The organism is Roseomonas gilardii (genome assembly GCF_001941945.1).
In the GTDB taxonomy this organism is placed as follows: Bacteria; Pseudomonadota; Alphaproteobacteria; order Acetobacterales; family Acetobacteraceae; genus Roseomonas.
Map to the genome: position 1 here is coordinate 2,836,393 of NZ_CP015583.1, position 24,508 is coordinate 2,860,900.

Genomic DNA, 24,508 nt, shown 5'->3' on the forward strand with positions numbered 1-24,508 from the left:
CTGCGGAGCGATGGGCGCCGGCCGAGTCCGGCGCAGGCGGAAATGTTCCGCATCGTGCCGGGCTTGGCGAGGGGATCACTCCGTCGCGGCGGGGGCCTTTTTCGCGCGCGGGCGGGAGCCTGCCGCGAATTCGGCCACCAGATCCACCAGATGCCCGTTCTCCACCAGGCGCAGCCCTTCCGGCGCGCTGAGCGCCCGCCCGCCCCGTGCCACGCGGCGCGGCAGGGTGGCGGCGTCGAAGCCCAGCTTGTGCGCCTCGCGCAGCCGCGTCTCCATCTGCGCCACCTGCCGGATCTCCCCGGACAGGCCGACCTCGCCGAAATAGACCATGCCCGGGCTGGCAGGCTGGTCCGTCGCCGCCGAGGCCAGCGCCGCCGCCACGGCGAGGTCTGCCGCCGGCTCGGTGATGCGCAGGCCCCCGGCGATGTTCAGATAGACGTCGTTCTGCCCGACATTCAGGCCGCAACGGCTTTCCAGCACCGCCAGCAGCATGGAGAGGCGCCCGGAATCCCAGCCCACCACCTGCCGCCGCGGCGAGCCGCCATTGGAGGGCGAGAGCAGTGCCTGCACCTCCACCAGCACCGGCCGCGAGCCCTCCAGCCCGGCGAAGACGGCGGAGCCGGAGACGTTGCCCCGACGCTCCGCCAGGAAGAGCGCGGAGGGGTTCGGCACCTCCATCAGCCCGGCCTCGGTCATCTCGAAGACGCCGATCTCGTCCGTGGCGCCGAAGCGGTTCTTCACCGCGCGCAGAATGCGGAACTGGTGGCCACGGTCGCCCTCGAAATAGAGCGTGGCATCGACCATGTGCTCCAGCACGCGCGGCCCGGCCAGCGTGCCCTCCTTGGTCACATGCCCGACCAGCACCAGCGCGAAGCCACGCGACTTGGCGAGGCGCGAGAGCTCGGCGGCGCAGGCGCGCACCTGGCTGACCGTGCCGGGCGCGCTGTCCAGGCTGTCGAGCCAGACGGTCTGGATCGAATCGATCACCACCAGCCCGATGTCGCGCTCATCCTCCAGGCTCGCCACGATGTCGCGGAGATTGCCGGCGGCGGCGAGGCCCATCGGCGCCTCCGCCACGCCCAGGCGCAGCGCGCGCAGCCGCACCTGCTCCACCGCCTCCTCGCCCGAGATGTAGAGGGTGCGCCGGCCCCGCGCGACGCGCGCCGCCGCCTGCAGCAGCAGCGTGGACTTGCCGATGCCCGGATCGCCGCCCACCAGCACCACCGAGCCCGGAACGAAGCCGCCGCCCAGCACGCGGTCCAGCTCCGCGATGCCCACCGCCGTCCGTGCCGGCGGGGCGGAACGGCCCTTCAGCCCGACGAACTCCACCCGCCGCCCGCCCGCGGTGCGCCCGGCCGGCCCGGGGGAACGCGTCTCGATGGTTTCCTCGACCAGCGTGTTCCACTCGCCGCATCCCTCGCACTTGCCCTGCCATTTCGGATGGGGCGTGCCGCAGGACTGGCAGACATAGCGGGTGACGGGCTTGGCCAAGGCGGGGAACTCCGATCCCGAAAACAGGAACTATTCGGGAACATATAGCCCCTCACCCCCCGGAAAACGAGAGCGGCCGCCCGGCGACCCGCGTTCCGAAAGGGCCACGCGCGAGGCGGGCCACGGCGGAACCGGTGAAGCCAGGCGGCCGCGATCGGCTCGCTCCAAGAGGCGTGGAAAGGGGAAGCGGCCGCCGCCGTCCCGTGCCCCGAAAGGGCCGCGCGCCTCGGAGGGAGGGCGGCCACGGCGGAGCCGGTGACAGGCGGCGGCCGAAGGGAGAACCGGCCGTCGCGTCGCCGCGTCCCGAAAGGGCGGCGCAGCCCCGGGAACGGGGGCGCGGCCACGGCGGGACCGGTGGAGCGCGACGGCCGGAGAGCCGTCCGCGAGAGAGGAGGAAAGCGGCCGTCACCGCCCCGCGCCCCGAAAGGACCACACGCCTCTGAGAGAGGGCGGTCGCAGCGGGGCCGGTGGAACGGTGACGGCCGGATGGGAAGCGGCCGCCGCCTCCCCGCGTCCCGAAAGGGCGGCGCAGCCCGCAAAGGGCGCGCCACCACGGCGGAACCGGTGGAAGGCGGCGGCCGGAGCCTTTAGCCCGGGGCCTTCAACCCTGGGCGGGCAGATGCTCCGCGATATAGGGCGGCAGGTGGAAGGCCGCGGCCTGGATCTCGGGCGTCCAGTAGCGGGTCTGGCCGAGGATGCCGGCCTTCTCCGCGCGCGCGCGGATCTGCTCCACCGTCGCATGGCGTGTCGCCGGATCCTTGGCGGACCAGCCGAGCGTCATGTAGCCACCGACATAGGTTGGCACCGCCGCCACATAGGCCCAGACATCGGCGAAGACCTTGCCACGGCGCAGGCTCGTGTCGCGCAGCTCGTCGGCCTGCATGATCGGCACGCCGCACTGGTTCACCACCAGCCCGCGATCCGACAGCAGCCGCGCGACATTGGCATAGAACTCGTCGGTGAAGAGGACCTCGCCCACGCCGACCGGGTCGGTGCTGTCCACGATCACCACATCGAAGGAACCCGCCGCCGCCTTGCGCACATAGTCGATGCCGTCGCCGACGATCACCTCGGCGCGCGGATCGTTCCAGGCGTCGCCGGCGATCTCCGGCAGGAACTCCCTGACCAGGCGGATCACCTCGCCGTCGATCTCGACCATCACGGCCTTCTCGACATTGCGATGCTGCAGCACGCGGCGGAGCACGCCGCCGTCACCGGCGCCGATGATCAGCACGCGCCGCGCATCACCATGCGCCAGCAGCGGCACATGGGTCAGCATCTCCTGATAGACGAACTCGTCCATCTCGGTGATCTGCGTCACGCCGTCGAGCAGCATGACGCGGCCATGGCTGTAGGACTCGAAGATCATGATGTCCTGGAAATCCGACTGCACGCGCGCCAGTTCCCGCTTCACGCGGAAGCGCTGGCCCCAGTCGGGGTAGAGCGTCTCGTTCACCCAGGAATCGGTGGTCATCTCGAATCCCTCGCCCAAACAGCTTCGGAAAGGTTTCCGCAAAGAGAGAGGGCGGACCCTAGGGCCCGCCCCCGGTCATCGCACGTGACGCTTTGGCGTCAGACGGAGATGCCGCGGCGATGCTCGCCGAGCTGCACGCGCTCGGGCAGGAAGCCCTTCTTCAGCACCGGGATCGCCTTGTAGGGATCGCAGACGCCGCAGACGAAGATGTCGAGCGCTCCGAAAGCCTTTTCCGGCCAGGTGTGGATCGACACATGGCTCTCCGCCAGGACCAGCACGCCGGACACGCCGCCGTTGGGCTGGAAGTGGTGGAAGTGCCCGTGCAGGATCGTGGCACCCGTGGCGATCGCGGCCTCGCGCAGCACGTCGTCGATATGCGCGGGGTCGTCGAGATTCGTCGCACCCCAAAGGTCGATGATCAGATGCGTGCCCGCGAAGCGGACCCCATCCTTCTCGACGAAGTAATCCTTTGCCTCATCGGCGCCGGAGGAGAAGTTTCCCTGGGCGTCGCTCGGAAATTCCGAGACCATCCCCAGCGGAGCGGTAAGAGCGTCCATATCGGCCCCCTGTTCCACCAGAAGACGACCTGTGAGCCGGCAGCGCCGATCAGGTCAGTTGTTGCGGAGGGCGCATATGGGGCATGGGGGTCCGGGGGGCAAGCGAAATCGGGACTTCACGGGCCGAAAAAAATGCGGCCCTCCCCCGCGCCGCGCACGATGCTCACCGCGCCGCCCCCGCATCGGCCCGCAACTCATCCAGCCGACCGGAAAATCCCCGGAAAAGGTTCAGTTCGCGCTGCAGCCTCGGCAGGTCTGCCAGACCGTGCACCGGATCGAGGGTCAAGGCATTGAAAGCCTGGGATAATTCCCCATCTCCCAGCCGTGCTGCCCACCGCGAGCGCAGGCTGCCCAGGCGCTGGGCATCGCCCGAAAGCGCGGCATAGGCGGCGGCGCGCAGGAGCAGCCGGCGCCGCGCGTCGTCCATCTCCCCTTCGCCTTTCGCAGCCAATCCGGCCAGCGCATCGGAAGCATTCGCCCAGTCGTGGCGCGCGGCGAGAATCCCGGCGAGCGGTTCCGCTCCATCGCTGCCTAGGCCACGCAACAACGCGACGGCGTCATCCTCCTTGCCCTGCCGTGCCAGCAGGCGCGCGGACAGCAGTGTCCGCTCCCGCGCCAGATCCGGCGGCAAGGGCTGCACGCCGCCATCCGGCAACGCTGCCGCGGCGCCGGCGATATCGCCGCTTTCCAGGCGCAGACTGGCGAGACGCAGACCAAGCCGCGCGCGCGCCTCGCCCGAAGCGCCGTCCATGCCGCGCACGAGAAGCGCCGCCGCGCGCGCCGGCAGGTCGAGCGCCACGAGGCGGTCCGCGAGGCCGAGCAACAGGCGGCCCTGATCCGGATCGGCGGCCAGCAGTTCCGGATTGGCGTCCGCCAGCGCGATGGCGGCCACCGGCGCGTCCTTCTCCAGCGCCAGGGCCAGCGCCTGCCGCATCAGCGGGCGCAGCGCGCCGTCCTGGTCGGGAAAAAGGCGCGCGGTTTCCTGCAGCATGGCCAGCGCGGCACGGCCGTTCCCGGCCTGCTGCCGCAAGGCGGCGATCCGTTGCCGCGCCGCCAGTTCCTCGCTTTCGCCGCGCCAGCTGTAGAGCGCTTCTTCCAGCGCATCCGCCGCGGCAGCGGCATCGATCTGCCCACCCGCCAGGCGCAGTTCCACGGCATGGCGGATGGCCCGCGCGCGCGCCGGCCGGTCGCGGCCGCGCATCGCCTCCTCATAGGCGGCCAGCGCCTCGTCCCGCCGCCCTTCCGCCTCGGCCAGCCGCCCGCGCAACTCCGCCAGGGCCGGCGCCGGACCGCCCGCGTCGAGCAACTGCCGCGCCGCCGACCGCTCGCCGCCCGCCAGCAGCGCCTCCACCGCCGGAGCCAGCAGCCGTGACCGCAGCGAGGGCGGATAGGCCAGCAGCACCGGCACGACGGCGGCGATGCCGGGAGCCGCTTCCCGCCCCTCCCCCCGCGCGCCGCGCAGCAGCCCCTGCCAGAGCGCCGTCTCGTCGGTCCTGGGCAAAGCGGGGTCCTCCAGCGCCCCGGCCTCCCCCAGGCGGCCGCCGAGCAGCGCCGCCGCGCCCTGAAGCGCTCGCAGCACCGGATCGAGGCCCGCCTGCGGGTCCTCCTGGAAGGCCAGGCGCAGCATGGCCTGTGCCTCCTGCGCCTGCCCCAGGGAGAGCAGGGTTTCCGCCGCCGCCCGTCGCAGCGGCGCGCGCTGCAGCGGCGCGGCCGAGGCGATCCCGGCCTGCTGCGCCCGCAGGCGCTCGGACAGCGCCGCCGCTTCCAGAGCCGGCAAGTCGAAGAGGCGCGTCATCCCGCGCGCATCGGCAACGGGCGCCTCCGCCCCTGCCGCGCTTTCCCCGGCGCCTGACAGCAGGAAACGACCGGCGCCCGCCCGGAAATCCACCGCATCGCCGCGCGCGATCAGGGCCGCGCCCAGCGTCGTCGGCAGCAGTTCGGCCTGCGGCAGCCGCCGCGCCTGCGGCACCATCTGGTCCGCCTCCCGCACCGTGCCCACCAGCAGCGGCAGGCCCGTTTCCGGGTCCGGCAGGGCTACCACGCGGCCCGGCGCGGCGGCGCGCAGCACCAGCATCCCGTCCTCCTGCCCGGCGCGGATCGAGCGGGCCGGCGGCAGCGCGGACACGGGCTCCAGGAGCCAGCGGTCACCTTCCCGCCGGGCCCGCAGCGTGGCGGGCGGGGCGAGGCGGAAGCGCAGCACCGTGGCCTCCGGCAGCGGCAGCAGATCGGCCGAGCCGAAGACCGGATCGTCGCGCAGGGCGGACAGATCCAGCGGCCGGGCGAGATCCGACACCACCAGCAGAAGGTTGCCACGGCGCAGCACCGCCAGGCCCGCCTCCGCCGGGAGCGGCAGGGCGAGGACCCGTACCCCCCCGGGGGATGCGAGGACACGCACCGGCAGGCCTTCGGGCGGCTTCGGCGCGGACTCGGCGGCGGGCGTCACGGGGGGGGAGGCGGCGCCACGGGCCGCTCCGCCGCCGGCGAGGACGGCGTCGCGAGGGCCTGCACGGGCGCCGGAACCGGGAGCGGCACGGGGGGTGCCACGGCCGGCTCCGCGCCATCCCGTCCGTTCCGGCGGGTGGGCGGCTGCCGTCCGTGGCTCCGCGCCTCGCGCGCTGCGGCTTCACGCACCGGGGGCTTCGCCTCCGGCTTCCGGGCGGCCGGCGGATCGAGCACATCGAGGACGATGCGCTCGCCCAGGCGGAAGGGGTGGATCTGCGCGCCGCTGCGGAGGCTCACCTCCACTCCGTCCGCCGTGCCGCGCAGGGCCAGCACGTTGCGCGGCAGCTTCGCCGGCATGCGGAACTCGCCGGGGCTGTCGAAATGCAGCATCGCCCGGTCGCCAAGCTGCTCCAGGCGGTAGCCCGTGGGCAGCGACCAGTCGAAGACGAGCCGCCCCATCCCCGGATGCTCGCCGGAGCGTACCGCCACCGGCTCGGCCCGCCCCGGCAGGGCGGCGAGGAGCAGCGAGACACCGAGCGCCAGCCCCATGGTGACGGCCTTTTGCCGGTCGGGGGCGCGCATCAGTCGAAACTCGCCAGCAGGGCGTCGATCTCCGCCTGGGACGAGGCGGCGGCCGGAAGCTGCGGCCCCTGCGCCAGCCGCTCGCCCTCGCTGCGCTCCGGTGCCCCTTCACGTGGGGCGGCGACGGGCATGCCGCCCCGCGCCGGGCCGAAGCGCTGGGTGATCTTCTGCACCCGGCCCTCGATCTCCTTCAGCGCCGCCACCACCTTGGCGATGCGCTGGCCCGTGATGTCCTGGAAGGAACAGGCTTCGTAGATCCGCGTCACCGCCTCGCCGATCCGCGCCGCCGGCGCGGCGGGCAGTTCCGGGACCAGCCGTTCCAGCACCTCGCAGGCGTCGAGGATCTCGTTGGTGGCGGCGGCGGTATGCTCCAGCACCGCATCCAGTTCGTCGGTCGCCACCGGGATGTGCTGGTCCTCGATCTCCTCCACCCGCAGGGCGGCGATCTCGGCCTTGGCCTGGGCGATGGTGCGTCCCAGCGCCTCCAGCTCCGCCAGCAGCACGACCTCGTTGGTGGTGATGTCGCCGCCCATGCTGGCGAGCACGCTGCGCACGGCCTGCTCGATGCGCTCCTGGTCAGGCATCCTGCATCACCTTGGCGATCTTCTCGCGCAGCGTCTCGGCGTTGAAGGGCTTGACGATGTAGTTCGAGACGCCCGCCTGCTTCGCCGCGATCACGTTCTCCGTCTTGCTCTCGGCGGTGATCATGATGAAAGGCGTGGATTTCAGCCGGGCGTCGGCGCGGACTTCCTTCAGCAGGTCCAGCCCCGTCATCGGCTGCATGTTCCAGTCGCTGATCACCAGCCCGAAATTGCCGGCCCGCAGCTTCGACAGCGCCTCCTGCCCGTCGGACGCTTCCTCGACATTCTCGAAATCCAGCTGCTTCAGCAGGTTCCGGATGATGCGCAGCATCGTCTTGTAGTCGTCGACGATCAGCACGTTGGTGTTCCTGTTCATCGCCTGGCATCCTGGCTGTTGTCGGGTCCATCCGGGTCGTTGGCCCGGTTGCGGTGGCGGGCGAGCTCGGAGGTCAGGAGCCGCGCGCGGTCGGGACGCATGGCGCCCAGCACCGGCGCGGTCTTGGCCTCCCGCATCCGGTCCACGATCTGGACGAGCACGGGCATGTCGAGCTCGTCGAACACCGCGGCCGCGTCGCGCGGCCGCATGGTCTCGTAGGTCTTCACCAGCCCGCGCCAGCCGGCCTCCTCGCGCTCGTTGCGGGCCTTTTCCAGCTTCTCCAGCCGCGCCTGCAGCGCCGCCATCTCGTCGAGGCGTGACCTCAGCCGGCTCTCGGCCGCGGCGAGGACAGCCTCGCGCGCCGCCAGTGCCTGCTCGCGCTGCTCCAACTGCCCGCGACGCTCGCGCAGGCTCTCCAGCACGGCCCGCTCCGCGACGCTGACGGGGTCGGGGTCCGGCGCCGGCATGGCGGGCTGGACGGGCGGCTTCGCGGCAGCCGGCGCGGCCCCATGCCGCGCCGGGTCGGGCGACACCGGCGCGGGCGGCGCGGAGGCGGTGGCGCTGGCGATCAGCATCCCGTCCAGCCGCGCCATGGCGGCGATGCCGGGCACCGCCGCCGGCCATTCCACCGCCTGGCCGATGGCCAGCAGCTTGCAGCCCGCCAGCAGCCCGCCGCTCAGCATCAGCAGCGGCAGGAGACGCGGCCGGCTCATCGGGCCAGCCTCAGGGCACGCAGCAGGTCGCGCTCGGCCTGGCTGCGCGGGACATCCTGGGCATTACCGGCAGGCACCGCGTGGCCGGAGGGGCGCTCCGGCATCGCCGCGACCTCCGGCACCGCCTCGGCCCGCGCCAATGGCGCTGCCGGGCCGGGCTCCGCCGTCGCGGGCGACACCACCAGGGGCCGTGCCTCCCGCACCAGGGCTTCCAGCCGGTCCGCCATCAGGCTGGCCCGCTCGGTCAGGAAGCGCAGGTCCTCGCCCAGCGGCTCCGCGCGCACCAGCGTGGCCGACAGGGCGCGGTCGGCCTCCTCCGTGCCGCGCCGCATGCGTTCCAGCACCCGCTCCGCCTGCCGCGCGGCCTCGCCCAGCTCGGCCGTGCCGCTTTCCAGCGCCGGCCTTTCGCGGCGCAGGGCGGCCAGCCGCCGGTCCAGCCTCCAGACGAAGGGAATGGCGAGGCAGAGCAGCAGCACCACGACACCCTGGAGAGTCCATTCGACCGCGTTCATCGTCGGGCCCTCACCCCATCCTCACGACACCGGCGCCGTCGCGGCGGAGCTCGCGCTCCACCCGCACCGCCAGCCGGTTCTCCCGCCGCCCGAGCTGTCCCTCGAAGAGCGGCACGTCGCCGCAGCGCAGCCGCACCGGCGCCCCGGGCGCGACGTTGAGCGCGATGCGGTCCCCGGGCTTCAGCGCGGTGATGGTGGACAGCGGCAGGGTCTGCTCGTCGAGCACCACGTCGAGCCGCACCAGCGTGTGGCGCAGCTCCTCGGCGAGGTGGTTCTCCCAGATGCTGTCGCGGCCGAAGCGTTCGCCCATGAACTGCTGCAGCAGCACCTCGCGCACCGGCTCCAGCGTCGCATAGGGCAGGATCATGTCGAGCCGGCCGCCACGGTCCTCCATCTCGATGCGCATGCGGGCGAGCACGGCGGCGTTGGACAGGCGGGAGATGGCGGCGAAGCGCGGGTTCACCTCCAGGCGCTCGAAGCTGAACTCCACCCCGGCGATCGGCGAGAAGGCCTGGCCGAGGTCGGAGAGCACCACGGAAATCAGCCGCTCCACCAGCGTGCGCTCGATGGTGGTATAGGGGCGCCCCTCGATCCGCATCGCGGAGGTGCCGCGCCGCCCGCCCAGCAGCACGTCCACGATCGAGTAGATCATGGCGCTGTCCACCACGATCAGCGCGTGGTTGTCCCACTGCTTCACCTTCACCACGGCCAGCATGGCCGGCAGCGGGATGGAATCGAGATAGTCGCCGAAGCGCATCGAGGTCATGTTGTCGAGCGACACCTCGACATTGTCCGAGGTGAAGTTGCGCAGCGTCGTGGTCAGCAGCCGCACCAGCCGGTCGAAGACGATCTCCAGCATCGGCAGCCGGTCATAGGAGACCAGCCCGGCATCCACCACGCGCTCGATGCCGCTGCGGTGCCGCTCCTCCGTCCTGTGCTCGAAGCCGAGCAGGCTGTCGATCTCGGCCTGGTTCAGGATCTTGGCGGCGTCCGGACCCGGGGCCGCCATCTCCTCGATCCCCTCCACCGCCTCGGCCAGGGAGGCGCCCCAGGCGGCGGCGAGATCGTCCTGGTCGCCCTCCTCCGCAGCGCCGCTCATTGCACCAGGATCTCGGTGAAGAGCACGTCGTTCACGCGGGCCGGCGCGGCGGCGATGTTGGCGCGCGCGATCAGTTCCTCGCGCAGCCGGTGCGTGCCGATGCTGCCGCGCAGCTCCTCCGGCCGCATCTCGCGCAGATAGGTCTGGAACAGGTCCAGCAGACGCGGCATGGCCTGCTGCACCGCCGCGGCATCCTCCGGCCGCGCCAGTTCCAGCTTGGAGCGCAGCCGGATGAAGGCGCCGCGCTTACCGGGCGCGTTCAGGTTGGACATGATCTCGGGCATGTCGAGATAGGTCACGGCCGAGGGTGGGGCGCCCGCCTGATCGGCCCCGTGACCGCCCCCATGATCACCCCTGGGGCCGGCATCATGCGCCCCTTCCTCCTTCGGCGCGGCCTCCGCATGGCCGCCACCGGAGGCGCCGCCGAGCAGGCCGGAGAACCACGCCCCCGCGCCGCCCGCCAGCAGCACCGCCGGCACGGCCAGGAGCAGGAGCTTCCTGCGGCCGCCCGCGCCCTTCGCTTCCACGGGTTTCTCGGTCTTCGCCATGCGCCGTCCTGGCTGCCTCCATCCGGGGGATGCGCGGCTCGCGCCGCCTGCTGCGCCGCGGAAGATGCGGCTCCAACCCTTAAGGAAGGCTTTCCCCCGGCAGGGATTCGCCGGCACCCGGCAAATTCTGCCGGGGCGGCGGCAGTTTCCGGCCCGCATCCGCCCTTCCGCGGCGCGCCGGTCCTGGCACGCGGGTTGCGGAACACCCTCCGTCGGCGCCAGGGCGCGCCGCATCCGCATGGAGGCCAGGATGGACAATGCCGGCTATATCGCGCTTTCCCGCCTGATGGCGCAGGCGCGCACCACGGCGATGCTGGCCAACAACATGGCCAATGCGGACACGCCCGGCTTCCGTGCCGCGCGGCCGGTCTTCGCGCAGTATCTCGACCGGCAGCACGAGGTGGACGAGCCCCGCGGGGGCGGCGAGCTGGCCTTCACCTGGGACCGCGCCTCCTGGCGCGACACCGCGCCCGGTCCGGTGCAGACCACCGGCAACCCGCTGGACGTCGCTATTTCCGGCGAGGGCATGTTCGTCCTCCGCACGGAAAAGGGCGAGCGCTACACGCGCGCCGGCCGCTTCACCCTGGGCGCCGATGGCACGGTGGTGGACCCGGACGGCAACGCCCTGCTCGGCACGGGCGGGGAGCCGATCCAGCTCGGCCTGAACGACACCCGCATCGCCATCTCCGGCGAGGGCGTGGTGTCGAGCGAGAATGGGGAACTGGGCCGCATCCGCATCGTGCGCTTCGCCGACGGACAGAAGCCGCAGGCGGAGGGCGACCGCCTCTTCGCCAGCGACACGCCGCCCGAGGCGGTGGACCGCCCGACGCTGGTCCAGGGCGCGGTGGAGGGCAGCAATGTCCGCCCCATCCTGGAGATGACCCGCATGACCGAGGAACTGCGCGAGTTCCAGTTCACCGCGCAGTTCGCAGAGCGCGAGGATGAACGGATCCGCAACGCTCTCGACCGCATCCTGAAAAAGCGTTGAGCGGGAGCGATTCCTTGAACCGATCCTGGAAACGACCGAACAGCAAGACCGTCCGCGCCCGTGCGGCGAAAGGGAACTGACCGATGCGTTCGCTCTGGACCGCCGGCACGGGCATGATGGCCCAGCAGACCAATGTCGAGGTCATCTCCAACAACATCGCGAACATGAGCACCACCGGCTACAAGCGCCGGCGGGCCGAGTTCCAGGACCTCATCTACCAGAATGTCCGCCGCGTCGGCTCGCAGAGCTCCGACACGGGCACCAGCCTGCCGCAGGGCGCGCAGGTTGGCCTCGGCGTGCGCACCGCCGCGATCTACCGCATCCACGAACAGGGCAACCTGAACCAGACGGACAACAAGTTCGACCTGGCGATCAAGGGCAACGGCTTCTTCCAGGTGCAGCTTCCCTCGGGGGAGACCGCCTATACCCGCGACGGCACCTTCGGCCTCGCCGCCGACGGCACCATGGTCACGGCGGAGGGCTTCACCGTCCTTCCCGGCATCCAGGTCCCGGCCAATGCCACCGACGTCACCATCAATGCGACCGGCGAGGTGCTGGCCAAGGTCGCGGGGCAGGAGCAGCCGCAGAATGTCGGCCAGGTCCAGCTTGCCGTCTTCGCCAACGAGGCGGGGCTGGAAGCGATGGGCGACAACCTGCTGATGGCCACCCCGGCCTCCGGCGCGGCGCAGGCCGCGGCCGCCGGGCAGCCCGGCTACGGCAACGTCATGCAGGGCTTCGTGGAAACCTCCAACGTCAACGTGGTGCAGGAGATCACCAGCCTGATCACCGCCCAGCGCGCCTATGAGATGAACTCCAAGGTCATCACGGCGAGCGACGACATGCTCTCCACCCTGACGCGGCTGAAGTGATGCGCGCCGCCCGCCCGCCCCTGCTCGCGCTGCTGCTGCTCGCGGGCCTGCCCGGCCTCGCATGGGCCGACCTCGCCAGCCTCCGCCCGCATGTGGTGGTGGAGGACGAGGTGGTGCGGCTGGGCGACGTCTTCGCCGATCTCGGCCCGGAGGGGACGCGCGTGCTCGGCCCGGCGCCCCCGCCGGGGCAGCGGATCATCGTGGAAACGCCGCAGCTCCTCGCCATCGCGCGCGGCGCCGGCATCTCCTGGCGCCCTTTCGCCAGCGACGAGCGCGTGGTGATCGAGCGGGCCGGCCGCGCCCTGGCACGGGAGGAGTGGCTGGAGCCGCTGCGGGAGGCACTGTCGGCTCAGGGCCTCGACCCGGCGATGGAGCTGGAGATCCCCGGCTTCACCACCCCCATGGTGCCGCTTTCCGGCCTGGTGCGGGTGGAGGTGGCGCAGCCCTGGCTCGACGGCCGGCGCTTCGGCGCCACGCTGGTCCTCGCGGCGGAAGGGATGCCGACCCAGCGCCTGCGCATCGCCGGGCGCGGCCATGCCACCGCGCCGGTCGCCATCGCCACGCGGCGCCTCGCGCTGGGCGAGGTGGTGCGCGCCGGCGATGTGCAGGTGCAGCGCCTGCGCACCGACCGGCTCCGCCCCGGCCTCGCCGAGGATGCCTCGCTCGTGGTCGGCCAGCAGCTCCGCCGCCCGGTCATGGAGGGCGCGCCCTTCGTCCTGCGCGATCTCGGCGCCCCGGTGATGATCGAGAAGAACACGACGGTGACGATGGTGGTGGAACGCGGCGGGCTGCTGCTGACCGCCCAGGGCCGCGCGCTGGAGGCCGCGCCGCGCGACGGGGCGGTGAACGTGATGAACCTGTCCTCGCGCCAGGTCGTGGAGGCGCAGGCCATCGGGCCCGGGCGCGTCCGCGTCGGACCGCCGGCCCGGTGAAGGAGAACAAACCCATGCGGCGCGTCCTGCTCCTCCTCCTGCCGCTGGCGCTCGCGGCCTGCGGCTCCACCGAGCGCCTGGCCCGGCTTGGCCGCGCGCCGGACCTGGCCGATATCGCCGACCCGACGCGCGATCCGGACTGGAAGCCCGTGACCATGCCGACACCCGCCCCCGCCGATCCCCGCCAGCTCGGCTCCAACAGCCTTTGGCGTCCGGGCAGCCGCACCTTCCTGCGGGATTCCAAGGCCGCCTCGGTGGGCGATCTCGTGACGGTGCTGGTTTCGATCTCCGACAAGGCCTCGCTGGCCAACGACACGGAGCGCAGCCGCGACAATTCGGAGGATATGGGCATCCCGCGCCTGCTGGGCCTGGATGCCTCCTACCTGCGTTTCTTCCCGAATGGCTTCGACCCGACCAAGATGATCTCGGCCAGCTCCGCCAATTCCAGCGAGGGCAAGGGGACGGTGAAGCGCAACGAGGAGATCACGCTTCGCGTCGCCGCGACGGTCACGCAGGTCCTGCCCAACGGCAACATGGTGCTCGCGGGGCGGCAGCAGGTGCGGGTGAACCACGAGTTACGCGACCTGACGCTCGCCGGAATCATCCGGCCGCAGGACATCGCCTCCGACAACACGGTGAAGCACGACCGGCTGGCGGAGGCCCGCATCTCCTACGGCGGGCGCGGCACGCTCAGCGACGTGCAGAAGCCGCGCTACGGGCAGGAGCTGCTGGACTCCGTCCTGCCCTTCTGAACATGGAAAAGGGCGGCGCAGCCCATGCCGCGCCGCCCTTTCCGGGAGTTTTATGCCCTCAGGACTTGTCGGTCACTTCACGGGCCTTGTCCTTGATGCCGCCGGCGGCATTCTGGACCTTGCCCTCGGCGCGGTCGGCCTTGCCCTCGGCTTCCATCTTCTTGTCGCCAACCAGGGAACCGACGTTCTCCTTGACGGCGCCCTTGGCCTGCTTCAGCGAACCTTCGATGCGGTCCTTGTCCATGTGACAGTCTCCTCTGTCGTGTACGGTCTGCCTGAAGAACGTGGCGGACCATGGGCTGGTTGCAGGGCCCGGGCGACACCAGATCCCCGGGCATGTGCGGACGCTATTACCTCGAAGCCAGCCCGGCGAAGCTGGAGAAGCAGTTCAACCCGACGAACCCGCTTCCCAACCATCCGGCCAACTACAACGTCGCCCCGACGCAGGAGAGCCTCGTGGTGCGCTTCAACCCCGCCACGGGTCAGCGCAGCCTCGACCCCTTGCGCTGGGGGCTGGTGCCGCGCTGGGCGAAGGATGCCAGCGGCGCGGCGAAGCTGATGAATGCGCGGTCGGAGGGGGTGGCGGAGAAACCGTCCTTCCGCGACGCCTTCGCGAAACGGCGCTGCCTCGTGCCGGCCGACGGCTTCTACGAATGGCGGCAGGAAGGGCCTGGGCCGAAGCAGCCCTATGCCATCGCGCTGCGTTCCGGCGAGACCATGGCCCTGGCGGGCCTCTGGGAAGGCTGGAAGCAGCCGGATGGAAGCTGGCTGCGCACCTATACGATCGTGACCACCGAGGCGGTGGGCAAGATCACCGCCCTGCACCACCGCACCCCCGTCATCCTGCCGCCGGAGCACTGGGACGCTTGGCTGGGGGAGCGGGAAAGCGGGACGGAGGAGCTTCTCGGCCTGATGCAGGCGCTGGACGCGGAGAAGCTGCGGGTCTGGCCGGTCGGCAAGCGGGTGAACAAGTTCAGCGAGAACGGCTCCTCGCTGCTCGCCCCCGTGGACGATGCCGACCCGCCAGAGGGGCTGAACGAGCCGCCACCCCAGGCCGTCGCGGCCGCTCAGGAGCCGCGATAGGTGCTGTAGCTCCAGGGCGAGCAGAGCAGCGGCACATGGTAGTGCCCGCCCTCCGCCGTCAGCCCGACGCGGATCGCCACCCAGTCGAGATAGTCCGGATCACTCCCCTGTTCGGCGAAATAGTCGCCCACGCCGAAGCGCAGCTCGTAGCGTCCCGGCAGGAAATCCTGCGGCGAGAGCAACGGCGCGTCGGTGCGGCCATCGGCATTGGTCACCGTTTCGACCAGCAGCGCCGGGGCCGGCGCATCCACGCGCCAGAGCTGCACCGCCATGCCGGCGGCGGGGCGGCCGGCGGTGGTATCGAGCACATGGGTGGTGAGGGCGGAGGGCTTCACTCCGCCGCCTCCAGCTCCTGCGGGATCTCGCTCACCAGCTCCTCCAGGTCGAAGGCGAGCAGGGCGTTCATGTGCATCTCCGCATCGTCCAGCCAGAGGCTCCGGCAGATCCCGTCCACCAGCCGCGGCACGCCGTATTTCATGCCACTGATCGAGGCGCCGGACAGGCCCATCGACGGCGTGGCGCCATAGCCCATGAAGTGGATATGGCGCAGGAAGGGTGCCTCGCCCGGCACCTTCTCGCGGAAGGCGAAGCCGGGGGTCAGATAGGGGCAGGCGGCAAGGTTGGGGAATTCCTGCCCCGCCGGCGGCGTGTAGACGTCGCTCCACAGCAGGATATGCGGCGCGATCGCCGCCAGTTCCGGCCGCAGGGCGAGGTTGAAGGCCGTGCCGGTGCCGACGATCACGTGGTCCGCGCGGTGTTCGCCGCGCGGCGTCTCCAGCACCACCTCCTCGCCCTCCATGCGCGCGCCCTGGACCGAGCTGCCCATGTGAAGCGTGAAGCGCGGGTCATGCGCCACGCGGTCCCAGCTTTCCTGCGGCGGCGGCTGGTTGAGATCGAAGATGTGCCGCATCATCCGCCACTTCAGCGGGTCCGGCATGGCGTGGAACTGGCCGAGGAAGCCCGCCTGCTCCATCCAGCGGAAGGGGTTGACGCGCGGCATCCGGCGCCGGCGCACCAGCATCGTGCCCTGCGCCGCCCCGGCTTCCAGCGCCGTGGCGAGGTTGTCGAAGGCGCTGGCGCCCGCCCCCACCACCAGGATGCGCTGGCCCTTCAGCGCCTCGAAATCGACATGGCCGGAGGTGTGCGACACGCGCTCCCCCGGCAGGCCGTCGAAGGGCGCCGGGATCGACCAGGCGCCGGTGCCGTCCATGCCGGTGGCCAGCACCATCTTGCGCGCCTTGACCACGCGCTCGCCCTCCGGCGTGCGGAAGCGCAGCAGCAGCAGGTCGGCCTCCGGATCGTGGCCGATGGAGAGGAGCTCGTGCTCGTGCCGGACCGGCAGGGCCAGCACCTGCGCGTACCAGTCGAGGTAGCGCTGCCAGTCCACGCGGCCGATCTTGTGCAGGTCCTCCCAGGCCTGGAGCCCGTCCCGCGCCTCGAAGAAGGCCCGCGGCGTCAGTGCCGCCATGCCCAGGTCGGGGCCGCTGACATGCTTGGGCGTGCGCAGCGTGCGCATCCGGGCGAAGACCGTCCAGCAGCCGGTGGCACCCGGCTCGGCCCGGTCGAAGATCGCGACGTTCCCGACCTTCTCCCGCCGCAGCCCGAAGGCGGCGGCGAGGCCGGTCTGCCCGGCGCCGATGATGGCCACGTCCAGCGCGCCATCCGTGCGTTCGGGAACCCAGGGGCGCTTCGGGTAGTCGAGGAGGTCGAGCTGCCGGCGGACCTCGGACTCCAGCGCGGTCAGGGTATTGGCCATCACGGACATCGCATCTCCTTGCGACGCAGCATGACGAGCGGCGGGGCCGGCAGCAAGGGGCAAGCGTAACGATGCCGCATCGTGGCTGCCACCGGCCGGGCCTCACCCGTACTCCTCACCCATACTGGGGCACGCGCTCCAGGCGTTGCAGCACCTCGGCGGCGGTCAGCGGACCGTCGAAATGGAAGCCCTGCCCTTCCGTATAGCCGGCTTCGAGGGCGAGCCTGACCAGTTCCTCGTTCTCCAGCCCCTCCACCATGGTCGCCATGCCCAGGCGCCGCGCCAGATCCGCCATGGTGCGCACGATGGCGAGGCATTCCGGCCGCGTGGCCATGCCGTGCACGAAGGATCGGTCGATCTTGATCTTCTCGAAGCGGAAGCGGCGCAGGTAGTCGAAGGAGGAGTAGGCTATCCCGAAATCGTCGAGCGCGATGCCGATCCCGAGTTCGCGCAGCTCCGCCAGCGTGGCCAGCACGCCGGCATCGTCGTCCAGCAGCAGGGATTCCGTGACCTCCAGCTCCAGCCGCCGTGCCGAGATGCCGGAGGCCGCCAGGGCCCGCGCCACGGCGATCAGCAGCCCGCCATCGGCGAACTGCCGCGGCGACAGGTTCACCGCCAACCGGATCTCCTCCGGCCATTGCACCGCATCGGTGCAGGCCTGCCGCAGCACCCAGTTGCCGATGGGCACGATCAGCCCGCTCTGCTCGGCGACGGGAATGAAGCTCTGCGGCCCGATCAGTCCCAGCCGTGGGTGCCGCCAGCGCAGTAGCGCCTCCAGCCCGGTGATCCGCCCGTCCGCCAGATGCACCTGCGGCTGGTAGTGCACCTCGAACTGCCCCTCGTGCAGCGCCACCGCGAGGTCGGATTGCAGCCGCTGCCGCTCCTCCGCCGCCTGCAGCAGCCGTTCCTCGAAGAAGCGGCAGGTGTTCCGCCCTTCCCCCTTGGCCTCATAGAGCGCGAGGTCGGCATGGCGCATCAGCGTGACCGCGTCGCCCTGCCCGGGCGCGAGGTCGGCGATGCCGATGCTCACCCCGGGCATGATCATGCGCCCTTCCAGCTCCAGCGGCCGGTTGACGACCCGGCCCAGCCGCATGGCCAGCTCCGACAGCGCCTCCCGCTTCAGCCCCGGCGGCGGCAGCACGGCGAACTCGTCGCCGCCCAGGCGCGCCACCATGTATTCCCCCATCCCCTTCCCCGGGCCTTCCCCCGGCACGCTGCCGCGCAGCCGCGCGGCGATCTCCCGCAGCATCCCGTCGCCCGCGACATGGCCCAGCGTGTCGTTGACGTCCTTGAAGGAGTCGAGGTCCAGCAGCAGCATCGGCACCCGGGGCGGCGGGCGGCCGGTGCCCCGCCGGGCCGGCGGCGCCAGCAGCTCCGCCAGCCGGTCCAGCAGCGCGCGCCGGTTCGGCAGGCCGGTCAGCGGGTCCTCCAGCGCGATGCGCCGGATCTGGCGGTTCTGTTGGACCAGCAGCAGCGACAGCCCCGCCCCGGCGGCGATCATGGCCAGCAGCACCGCGATGAAGGCGACGTAGAGGCCGCGCAGCTCGCCCTGGTCCTCGCCGACGAGGTTGCTGCCCTCCATATGCGTGGAGGCGGCGAGGCGGATCATCGGCACGTTCAGCTCGCCCAGCAGGAGGAGCATCTCCCGGCTGTTCTCCTCGGAGGCCGGCCGGTCGAGCAGGGCCTGCACCCGTTCGATCGTCTCGCCGAGCCGGTCCAGCAGCCCGGCATTCTCCGGGTTGCGGCGGATCAGCATCCGCACCTCGCCCTGCCGCAGCACGGAGAGCCTGTTGCGCAGGACATCGAGGCGAAGCTGCACATCCGCGTGCTCTACCGGCATGTTCGGCAGGGCATAGGCCGCGACCTCGGTCTGCAGCCGCATGAATTCCACCGCGCCGAGGGTGGTCTCGAACATGCTGTTGTAGCGGGTGAGTGCCTCGAAGAGGTTCTGTTGCCGGACGGTGAGCGCCGCGATGAAGCCCGCCGCCCCGGCCAGGCCGCCCATCAGCACGATCAGCGATACGCGCAGCCAGCGCTGGATGCCGCCCTCGGCCCCCGGCAGGCGCCTGCGTCGTCCCACGGGTATCACCTGCTCCGTCACACGAGGATGGCTTCCGGCGGGGGCCGGATGCCGAGCTATTCCCTCCCGCGATGCTTTCCGTCAAGGCAAGACACAGGGGCGGATGGACGCTTCGCGCGAAACTCCGCAGCGGAGGCGCGCCTTCTCCACCGTGAATGTCCGGTGCCCCGCGGACATGCCTCCGGCCCGGGCATCCGCCGCCAACAGTTCCACCGGAACGGCTCCGCTGCTCCGGGGCGGCCCCTTCCCCCGTCCCGCCCCGGCCCTTGATCCCGCGGGCGGTCGCTCCCAAAACGGCGGGGCAACAGCCCAAGCGGGAACAGGCGAGACGATGAGCGACACGGCGCCCCCCAACCTGATCGCGGCAGTGGACCAGAACCGGCACTGGGACCGGCTGATGCAAATGGCGAGGATCGGCGCCATTCCCGGCGACGGCGTGAATCGCCCCTGCCTCTCGCCGCTGGACCGCGAGGCGCGCCGCCTGCTGATCGGCTGGGCCACGGAGCTGGGCCTGACCGTCTCGGTCGATCCGATGGGCAACCTGTTCCTGCGGCACGAGGGCACGGACCCGGAGGCCGCGCCGGTGCTGACCGGCAGCCACATGGACAGCCAGCCCATGGGCGGCCGCTTCGACGGCATCTGGGGCGTGCTCGCCGGGCTGGAGGCGGTGCAGGCGATCCGCGACAGCGGCGCCGCCACGCGGCACCCGATCGAGGTCGTGGCCTGGACCAACGAGGAAGGCGGCCGCTTCGCTCCCGGCTGCATGGGCTCCATGGCCTGGGCCGGGCATTCGCCGGCCGACACCTGGGACGCGACCGTGGATTCCGAGGGCGTCACCTTCGCCCGGGCGCTGGCCGGGCAGCGCGAGGCCGAGGCCGACCTGCCGCAGCGCCCGCTCGGCCCCGGCACGCAGCCGGTCGCCTATCTGGAGGCGCATATCGAGCAGGGCCCGCGCCTGGAGGCCGAAGGCTATGACATCGGCGTCGTCACCGGCATCCAGGGCAGCCGCTGGTTCCTGGTGGAGCTGCGCGGCGAATCCGCCCATGCCGGCACCGCGCCGCTCGGCCTGCGCAAGGACGCGGTGCAGGACATGGTGCGCGCCATCAACGCGCTGAACGCGCTGATGACCGATCCCGAGGACATCCTGCGCTTCACCGTCGCCCGCATCGAGGTCACGCCGAACACCTCGAACTCGGTGGCCGAGCTGGTGCGCTTCACCATCGACTTCCGGCACCCCGACAAGGACGTGCTGCTGATGAACGGCGACGCGATCGACAACACGATCCGCTCCGCCGTGAAGAACTGCGAGGTCACAGTCACGGAACGCTTCCACGCCCTGCCGGTGGATTTCGACACCGGCGTGCTGGACACGGTGGAGGCCGCCGCCCAGGCCCAGGGGCTGCGCGCGCTGCGCATGCCCTCCGGCGCCTTCCACGACGCGCAGTTCATGGTGCCGGTCTGCCCCACAGGCATGATCTTCGTGCCCAGCCACAAGGGCATCAGCCACAACCCGGCGGAATATTCCTCGCCGGAACAGCTCGCCGCCGGGGTGCGCGTGCTGGCCGCCTCGCTGCTCCGGCTCGCTCAAGGACAAGCGTCAGGGGGTTAGGCGGAAAGGATATAGGAGAGGCAGCGCCTCTCCCACGGACAGCGCGGCGCCGGGGCGGCTCAGACGCTGGCGAGCAGCCCGGCCAGGAGCCTCGCCCGCGGCACCAGGCTGTCCACCAGCAGGTGCTCGCCCAGCGTATGGTGGCCCGCGCTCATCACGCCCAGCCCGTCCAGTGTCGGGATGCCCAGCGCCCCGGTGAAGTTGCCGTCCGAGCCGCCGCCGGCGCTGCCATGGCCGATCTCGCCGCCCAGGCGCTGGCCGATGGCATGGGCCTTCGCGTGCAGGCCCAGATCCGCCACGGAAGGCTCCCAGACCGGGCGGGTGACGCCGCGCCGCACCTCCAGCGCCACATCCGGGGCGGAGGCGCGCAGGCCCAGCATCCGCTCCACCGCCGCGTCGAGGTCCTGCTGCCGCTTGGCCATGGTCAGTGCCTCGGCATCGCAATGCGTGGCGACGCAGTTCACCCATTGCCCGCCCCGCACGACGCCGACCGAGAAGGTACAGGCCTCGGTGGTCATGGCCTCGATGGCCAGCACCTGCCGGCACATCTCGCGGATCGCGCTCCGTCCCTCCCCCAGCGAGGCGCCGGCATGGCTGGGCCGGCCGGTGGTCCGCAGGTTGAAGCGGGCGATGGCATAGCGGCCGGTCACCACATCGCCCAGGACGGCGCTGCTGCCCGGGCGCCCGGGCTCCGGCACCAGCACCACGGCATGGCGCCGCGCCTCCGCCTCGATCAGGTCGCGGGTGGAGAGGCTGCCGATCTCCTCGTCCGGCGTCAGCAGCACCGTCACGGGGCGGGAGGCCGGGATGCCGGCCCGGATCATCTGCCGGATCGCCTCCAGCGCCAGGAAGGTGCCGCCCTTCATGTCGCCGATCCCCGGCCCGTAGCAGCGCCCGCCGTCGCGGCGGAAGGGCAGCGCCGCCAGCGTGCCGACGGGATGCACCGTGTCGAGATGCGCCAGCACCAGGATGCCCGGCGCCTCCCCGTCCGGATGCGGAAAGCGCGCCCGCACGCAGCCGCCCAGCATCGCGCCGGTCGGCCCCGGGCGGCCGGGAATGCGCTCGATCCGCGCCCCGGCCAAAGCGAGGTCGCGGGCGGCGAGGTCCATCATCCGGTTGACGGCCCCGGCATCGAAGGTGGGGCTCTCGCACTCCACCCAGGGCCGCAGCCCCTCCAGGATGGCATCGGCCTCGAAGGGCAGGGTAAGGGCGGCGGCGAGGGGGGCGGAAAACGAGTCCATGCCCCGCATGCTTTCCCAGCCGACCCGCCCGGACAAGGCTGCAATCGGGCCGTCGTATCGCCTGATTGCTGCGCCGCACGGCTGGGATTCGCGCGATGCGGCGCGGCAGGCTAGATTCTTCCGCAATGAACGATACATCGCGACCCTTCCTCCGAAGGATCATGCCCCAGCTTGGCCCCATGGGCTGGGAAGGGGCGGAGCTGTCCGCCAGCGAATACATGCTGCCGCTGGGGGCGGAACAGCGGGCCGAGATCGAGGCCGGGCCCGAAGCCCCGGGCCCCTGCATCGAGGCCCTGGCCGGGGCGATGCGCCCCCGGCTGGACCATGGCCAGGGCTTCATGCTGCTGCGCGGGCTGCCGCAGGACCTGCCGGCCGCAGCGGTGCTCCGGGCGCTGGGCCGGCATCTCGGCACCGCCCTGCCGGTGGAGGCCGACCCGAATTTCTGCGACATCCTGCTGCTGCGGCCGGACGCGCCGGCGCGCGTCACCCTGCTGTCCGCCGCCTCCGTCCACAATGCCCTGCTGCTGCGGGACAAGCCGCTGCTGACCTCCCTTTACGCCGCCAACCCGGCCCTCGGCGACGGCATCGCCTTCCAGGTCTCCGGCGGCGTCTTCGCGGGCTATCGCGGGCCGTCCATGCCGGATGCGGCGGCGCCCGAGGCCCTGCGGGCGGCGCTGGAGGCGCCGGGCCTGTCGCTCTCGATGCAGAGCGGCGACGTGCTGGTGCTGAACCCCTTCCTGGTCTGGCTGCGCGACCGGCCCGAAGCCTCCCATCTGGCGCTCCGGGCGTCGCAGACGCGGATGGACTTCCCGGAATGGGCACCGCCGATGCAGAGCCTGGCCGCCGCGAGCTGATGCGCATCCTCCTGGCGAATGCCAACACCACGGAGGCGATCACCGCCCTCTGCGCCACGGCAGCGCGCGCCGCGGCCTCGCCGGGCACGGAGATCCTCCCCGCCACGCCGCGCTTCGGCCCGGCGGTGATTTCCACCCGCGCCGAGAACGCCATCGCCTCCCATGCCGTGCTGGACCTCCTGGCCGGCCACGCCACGGGCGAGGACCGGGTCGATGCGGTGGTGCTCGCCGTGTCCCACGACACAGCGCTGGAGGCGGCGCGGCAGCTCATGCCCTGCCCCGTGCTGGGCATGACCGAGGCCGCCTGCCTGACCGCCTGCATGCTCGGCGCCCGCTTCGGCCTCGTCACGCTGGGCGGGGTGGAGATGTACCGGGAACTGCTGGCCCGGCACGGCCTCGCCACCCGCTGCGCCGGGCTGGAAGGGGTGGACGCCACCCCGCCCCAGGCGCTGGAGGACCCGGAAGGCGTGGCCGCCAAGGTCGGTGCCGCGATCGCCCGCCTCGTGGCCCAGGGCGCCGATTCCGTGGTGCTCGGCGGGGCCGCCCTGGCGGGGATGGAGGAACGGCTGCGGCGCGACGCCCCCGTGCCGCTGCTGGAGGGCGTCGCCTGCGGCGTCCGGCTGGCGGAGATGCTGGTGCGCATGGCCCCGGGCAAGCCGGCGACGGGCGCCATGGCCGCCCCGCGCGGCCGGGGCAGCATCGGCCTCTCCCCCGCCCTGGCGGCGCTGCTGCAAGGCCCGGCCGCCTAGGACCTCCCTGCCGGCGATCCCGCCCGTGGGCGGGCGACCATGCTGCGGCCATGATCCGCCGCCATCATCCTGCGCCATCATCCTCCGGCCGGGCAACCGCCCGGTCCGGGTGACGTTGCCGGCTACGGAACGAGGAGGGACAGATGCGGCTCGATGGCCCCGAAAGCGAGAATGTCGAGGACCGGCGCGGCCAGGGTGGCGGCTTCGGGGGCGGCGGTCTCGGCGGGGGTGGCTTCCGCATCCCCGGCGGCCGCATCGGCGGTGGCATCGGCACCATCGCCATCCTGCTGATCGCCGCCTTTCTCGGCGTGGACCTCACCGGCATCGTCGGGGACGATCCCGGCCAGCCGGCCCCGCAGGAACGCCGCCTCGACCCGGGCCAGGCCGGGAACGGCCAGCAGGCCGGGCGCGAGGATGCCGGGCGGCGCTTCGTGGCGCAGGTGCTGGGCGAGACCGAGCGCGTCTGGACCGAGCAGTTCTCGCAGATGGGCCGCACCTATCACGACCCTACCCTGGTCCTGTTCTCCGGCGTCACCCGCTCAGGCTGCGGCACGGCGCAGTCGGAAACCGGCCCCTTCTACTGCCCGAACGACCAGAAGGTTTATATCGACCTCGACTTCATGCAGCAGTTGCAGAACCGCCTGGGCGCGCGTGGCGACTTCGCGGCCGCCTACATCATCGCGCATGAGGTCGGCCACCATGTGCAGAACGAGCTGGGCGTGCTGGAGCGCGCGCACCAGTTCCAGGCGCGCTACGGCGGCAACAGCCCGGAAGCCAACCAGATCCAGGTCCGGGTCGAGTTGCAGGCCGACTGCTTCGCGGGCGTCTGGGCCAATCTGGCGAACCGCGAGCGCCATATCCTGGAAGACGGCGACATCGAGCAGGGCCTGAACGCCGCCGCCGCCGTGGGCGACGACCGTCTGCAAAGGCAGATGCGCGGCACGGTCCAGCCCGAGACCTTCACCCATGGCTCCTCGGCGCAGCGCGTGCGCTGGTTCCGGCGCGGGCTGGAGAGCGGCAACATCCGGGCCTGCGACACCTTCGGCACGCAGCAGCTCTGACCGCGGCCCGGAGCGGTACGCCCGCTCCGGAGCCCTGCCAACGGGCAGGACGGCCATGCCCCCCGCCCTGCCCTTTTCCGGAACGTCCCCCGGCGCGTATTCCCCATCCCATTGCACAATCGTTGCGATCCGCCCGGCGCGGGGGCAGTCTTCTTCCGG

General features: G+C 71.9%; 25 protein-coding genes. 9 read left to right on the plus strand and 16 right to left on the minus strand.

Annotated elements, in window-relative coordinates; translation table 11 throughout:
* Window positions 1-75: 75 nt before the first annotated feature.
* The 11 genes from radA to RGI145_RS13075 form a co-directional block, all read right to left on the minus strand.
* Window positions 76-1,491, minus strand: a complete 1,416-nt coding sequence (radA, locus tag RGI145_RS13025) for a DNA repair protein RadA (RefSeq protein WP_075798692.1) — start codon at window positions 1,489-1,491, stop codon at window positions 76-78.
* A gap of 601 nt (window positions 1,492-2,092) precedes the next feature.
* Window positions 2,093-2,965, minus strand: a complete 873-nt coding sequence (speE, locus tag RGI145_RS13030) for a polyamine aminopropyltransferase (protein ID WP_075800040.1) — start codon at window positions 2,963-2,965, stop codon at window positions 2,093-2,095.
* 98 nt (window positions 2,966-3,063) lie between these two features.
* On the minus strand, window positions 3,064-3,522 hold the full coding sequence (speD, locus tag RGI145_RS13035; RefSeq protein WP_027281773.1) for an adenosylmethionine decarboxylase: 459 nt from the start codon (window positions 3,520-3,522) through the stop codon (window positions 3,064-3,066).
* Window positions 3,523-3,685: 163 nt separating this feature from the next.
* Entirely contained in the window at window positions 3,686-5,917 is a 2,232-nt protein-coding gene (locus RGI145_RS13040) for a hypothetical protein (protein ID WP_156878526.1), read from the minus strand.
* A 44-nt stretch (window positions 5,918-5,961) separates the two neighbouring features.
* Complete coding sequence (locus RGI145_RS13045; protein WP_075798694.1) at window positions 5,962-6,546, minus strand: hypothetical protein; 585 nt, start codon at window positions 6,544-6,546, stop codon at window positions 5,962-5,964.
* A complete protein-coding gene (locus RGI145_RS13050) occupies window positions 6,546-7,130 on the minus strand; it encodes a protein phosphatase CheZ (RefSeq protein ID WP_075798695.1) in 585 nt (194 codons plus the stop codon). The genes RGI145_RS13045 and RGI145_RS13050 overlap by 1 nt, the downstream gene beginning before the upstream one ends.
* Window positions 7,123-7,503 carry a chemotaxis response regulator CheY gene (locus tag RGI145_RS13055; RefSeq protein WP_027281776.1) on the minus strand — a complete coding sequence of 127 codons (381 nt, stop codon included), beginning with the start codon at window positions 7,501-7,503 and terminating at the stop codon, window positions 7,123-7,125. Before RGI145_RS13055 ends, RGI145_RS13050 begins: the two co-directional genes overlap by 8 nt.
* Window positions 7,500-8,216, minus strand: coding sequence for a MotE family protein (locus tag RGI145_RS13060; protein WP_075798696.1), 717 nt, complete (start codon window positions 8,214-8,216; stop codon window positions 7,500-7,502). Before RGI145_RS13060 ends, RGI145_RS13055 begins: the two co-directional genes overlap by 4 nt.
* The gene (locus tag RGI145_RS13065) at window positions 8,213-8,728 is read right to left on the minus strand and encodes a DUF6468 domain-containing protein (protein WP_075798697.1); all 516 of its coding nucleotides are present in this window, start codon (window positions 8,726-8,728) and stop codon (window positions 8,213-8,215) included. The genes RGI145_RS13060 and RGI145_RS13065 overlap by 4 nt, the downstream gene beginning before the upstream one ends.
* 10 nt (window positions 8,729-8,738) lie before the next feature.
* Entirely contained in the window at window positions 8,739-9,827 is a 1,089-nt protein-coding gene (fliM, locus tag RGI145_RS13070) for a flagellar motor switch protein FliM (protein ID WP_075798698.1), read from the minus strand.
* Entirely contained in the window at window positions 9,824-10,375 is a 552-nt protein-coding gene (locus RGI145_RS13075; protein WP_075798699.1) for a flagellar basal body-associated FliL family protein, read from the minus strand. Before RGI145_RS13075 ends, fliM begins: the two co-directional genes overlap by 4 nt.
* Window positions 10,376-10,625: 250 nt before the next feature.
* Between RGI145_RS13075 and flgF the strand changes: the two genes are divergently transcribed.
* From flgF to flgH, 4 genes are all read left to right on the plus strand, one after another.
* Window positions 10,626-11,363, plus strand: a complete 738-nt coding sequence (flgF, locus tag RGI145_RS13080; protein ID WP_075798700.1) for a flagellar basal-body rod protein FlgF — start codon at window positions 10,626-10,628, stop codon at window positions 11,361-11,363.
* Between the two features lie 83 nt (window positions 11,364-11,446).
* Window positions 11,447-12,232 carry a flagellar basal-body rod protein FlgG gene (gene flgG, locus RGI145_RS13085; protein ID WP_075798701.1) on the plus strand — a complete coding sequence of 262 codons (786 nt, stop codon included), beginning with the start codon at window positions 11,447-11,449 and terminating at the stop codon, window positions 12,230-12,232.
* A complete protein-coding gene (gene flgA / locus RGI145_RS13090; protein WP_075798702.1) occupies window positions 12,232-13,164 on the plus strand; it encodes a flagellar basal body P-ring formation chaperone FlgA in 933 nt (310 codons plus the stop codon). The genes flgG and flgA overlap by 1 nt, the downstream gene beginning before the upstream one ends.
* Window positions 13,165-13,178: 14 nt before the next feature.
* Window positions 13,179-13,916 carry a flagellar basal body L-ring protein FlgH gene (flgH, locus tag RGI145_RS13095; protein ID WP_075798703.1) on the plus strand — a complete coding sequence of 246 codons (738 nt, stop codon included), beginning with the start codon at window positions 13,179-13,181 and terminating at the stop codon, window positions 13,914-13,916.
* Between the two features lie 58 nt (window positions 13,917-13,974).
* Here the strand turns inward: flgH and RGI145_RS13100 are convergent, their stop codons facing one another.
* Window positions 13,975-14,160, minus strand: a complete 186-nt coding sequence (locus tag RGI145_RS13100) for a CsbD family protein (protein ID WP_075798704.1) — start codon at window positions 14,158-14,160, stop codon at window positions 13,975-13,977.
* 92 nt (window positions 14,161-14,252) lie between these two features.
* Between RGI145_RS13100 and RGI145_RS13105 the strand changes: the two genes are divergently transcribed.
* Window positions 14,253-14,999, plus strand: a complete 747-nt coding sequence (locus RGI145_RS13105) for an SOS response-associated peptidase (RefSeq protein ID WP_075798705.1) — start codon at window positions 14,253-14,255, stop codon at window positions 14,997-14,999.
* Here the strand turns inward: RGI145_RS13105 and uraH are convergent.
* The 3 genes from uraH to RGI145_RS13120 form a co-directional block, all read right to left on the minus strand.
* Window positions 14,984-15,334: a hydroxyisourate hydrolase gene (gene uraH / locus RGI145_RS13110; protein ID WP_075798706.1), complete on the minus strand. Its 351-nt coding sequence runs from the start codon at window positions 15,332-15,334 to the stop codon at window positions 14,984-14,986. The two genes, RGI145_RS13105 and uraH, sit on opposite strands and share 16 nt — an antisense overlap.
* A complete protein-coding gene (locus tag RGI145_RS13115; protein WP_075798707.1) occupies window positions 15,331-16,764 on the minus strand; it encodes a SidA/IucD/PvdA family monooxygenase in 1,434 nt (477 codons plus the stop codon). The genes uraH and RGI145_RS13115 overlap by 4 nt, the downstream gene beginning before the upstream one ends.
* A 106-nt stretch (window positions 16,765-16,870) precedes the next feature.
* Window positions 16,871-18,835 carry a putative bifunctional diguanylate cyclase/phosphodiesterase gene (locus RGI145_RS13120; protein ID WP_156878527.1) on the minus strand — a complete coding sequence of 655 codons (1,965 nt, stop codon included), beginning with the start codon at window positions 18,833-18,835 and terminating at the stop codon, window positions 16,871-16,873.
* Between the two features lie 331 nt (window positions 18,836-19,166).
* Here RGI145_RS13120 and RGI145_RS13125 point away from each other — a divergent pair, with 331 nt between their 5' ends.
* The gene (locus RGI145_RS13125; RefSeq protein ID WP_075798709.1) at window positions 19,167-20,444 is read left to right on the plus strand and encodes a M20 family metallo-hydrolase; all 1,278 of its coding nucleotides are present in this window, start codon (window positions 19,167-19,169) and stop codon (window positions 20,442-20,444) included.
* 59 nt (window positions 20,445-20,503) lie between these two features.
* Here RGI145_RS13125 and RGI145_RS13130 read toward each other — a convergent pair whose 3' ends face one another.
* Window positions 20,504-21,685: a M20/M25/M40 family metallo-hydrolase gene (locus RGI145_RS13130; RefSeq protein ID WP_075800041.1), complete on the minus strand. Its 1,182-nt coding sequence runs from the start codon at window positions 21,683-21,685 to the stop codon at window positions 20,504-20,506.
* Window positions 21,686-21,846: 161 nt separating this feature from the next.
* On the opposite strand from RGI145_RS13130, the gene RGI145_RS13135 reads away from it, so the two are divergent.
* From RGI145_RS13135 to ypfJ, 3 genes are all read left to right on the plus strand, one after another.
* Window positions 21,847-22,539: a hypothetical protein gene (locus RGI145_RS13135; protein ID WP_156878528.1), complete on the plus strand. Its 693-nt coding sequence runs from the start codon at window positions 21,847-21,849 to the stop codon at window positions 22,537-22,539.
* Entirely contained in the window at window positions 22,500-23,288 is a 789-nt protein-coding gene (locus tag RGI145_RS13140) for an aspartate/glutamate racemase family protein (RefSeq protein WP_083670689.1), read from the plus strand. The genes RGI145_RS13135 and RGI145_RS13140 overlap by 40 nt, the downstream gene beginning before the upstream one ends.
* 143 nt (window positions 23,289-23,431) lie before the next feature.
* On the plus strand, window positions 23,432-24,349 hold the full coding sequence (ypfJ, locus tag RGI145_RS13145) for a KPN_02809 family neutral zinc metallopeptidase (RefSeq protein WP_075798711.1): 918 nt from the start codon (window positions 23,432-23,434) through the stop codon (window positions 24,347-24,349).
* Window positions 24,350-24,508: the final 159 nt, after the last annotated feature.

What these genes read in the sequence shown, in the direction of transcription:
- speE (WP_075800040.1), bottom strand. Translation starts at nt 2,965, where the DNA reads ATGACCACCGATTCCTGGGTGAACGAGACGCTCTACCCCGACTGGGGC.
- speD (WP_027281773.1), bottom strand. Translation starts at nt 3,522, where the DNA reads ATGGACGCTCTTACCGCTCCGCTGGGGATGGTCTCGGAATTTCCGAGC.
- RGI145_RS13045 (WP_075798694.1), bottom strand. Translation starts at nt 6,546, where the DNA reads ATGCGCGCCCCCGACCGGCAAAAGGCCGTCACCATGGGGCTGGCGCTC.
- RGI145_RS13050 (WP_075798695.1), bottom strand. Translation starts at nt 7,130, where the DNA reads ATGCCTGACCAGGAGCGCATCGAGCAGGCCGTGCGCAGCGTGCTCGCC.
- RGI145_RS13055 (WP_027281776.1), bottom strand. Translation starts at nt 7,503, where the DNA reads ATGAACAGGAACACCAACGTGCTGATCGTCGACGACTACAAGACGATG.
- RGI145_RS13060 (WP_075798696.1), bottom strand. Translation starts at nt 8,216, where the DNA reads ATGAGCCGGCCGCGTCTCCTGCCGCTGCTGATGCTGAGCGGCGGGCTG.
- RGI145_RS13065 (WP_075798697.1), bottom strand. Translation starts at nt 8,728, where the DNA reads ATGAACGCGGTCGAATGGACTCTCCAGGGTGTCGTGGTGCTGCTGCTC.
- fliM (WP_075798698.1), bottom strand. Translation starts at nt 9,827, where the DNA reads ATGAGCGGCGCTGCGGAGGAGGGCGACCAGGACGATCTCGCCGCCGCC.
- RGI145_RS13075 (WP_075798699.1), bottom strand. Translation starts at nt 10,375, where the DNA reads ATGGCGAAGACCGAGAAACCCGTGGAAGCGAAGGGCGCGGGCGGCCGC.
- flgF (WP_075798700.1), top strand. Translation starts at nt 10,626, where the DNA reads ATGGACAATGCCGGCTATATCGCGCTTTCCCGCCTGATGGCGCAGGCG.
- flgG (WP_075798701.1), top strand. Translation starts at nt 11,447, where the DNA reads ATGCGTTCGCTCTGGACCGCCGGCACGGGCATGATGGCCCAGCAGACC.
- flgA (WP_075798702.1), top strand. Translation starts at nt 12,232, where the DNA reads ATGCGCGCCGCCCGCCCGCCCCTGCTCGCGCTGCTGCTGCTCGCGGGC.
- flgH (WP_075798703.1), top strand. Translation starts at nt 13,179, where the DNA reads ATGCGGCGCGTCCTGCTCCTCCTCCTGCCGCTGGCGCTCGCGGCCTGC.
- RGI145_RS13100 (WP_075798704.1), bottom strand. Translation starts at nt 14,160, where the DNA reads ATGGACAAGGACCGCATCGAAGGTTCGCTGAAGCAGGCCAAGGGCGCC.
- RGI145_RS13105 (WP_075798705.1), top strand. Translation starts at nt 14,253, where the DNA reads ATGTGCGGACGCTATTACCTCGAAGCCAGCCCGGCGAAGCTGGAGAAG.
- RGI145_RS13115 (WP_075798707.1), bottom strand. Translation starts at nt 16,764, where the DNA reads ATGTCCGTGATGGCCAATACCCTGACCGCGCTGGAGTCCGAGGTCCGC.
- RGI145_RS13125 (WP_075798709.1), top strand. Translation starts at nt 19,167, where the DNA reads ATGAGCGACACGGCGCCCCCCAACCTGATCGCGGCAGTGGACCAGAAC.
- RGI145_RS13130 (WP_075800041.1), bottom strand. Translation starts at nt 21,685, where the DNA reads ATGGACTCGTTTTCCGCCCCCCTCGCCGCCGCCCTTACCCTGCCCTTC.
- RGI145_RS13135 (WP_156878528.1), top strand. Translation starts at nt 21,847, where the DNA reads ATGCCCCAGCTTGGCCCCATGGGCTGGGAAGGGGCGGAGCTGTCCGCC.
- RGI145_RS13140 (WP_083670689.1), top strand. Translation starts at nt 22,500, where the DNA reads ATGGGCACCGCCGATGCAGAGCCTGGCCGCCGCGAGCTGATGCGCATC.
- ypfJ (WP_075798711.1), top strand. Translation starts at nt 23,432, where the DNA reads ATGCGGCTCGATGGCCCCGAAAGCGAGAATGTCGAGGACCGGCGCGGC.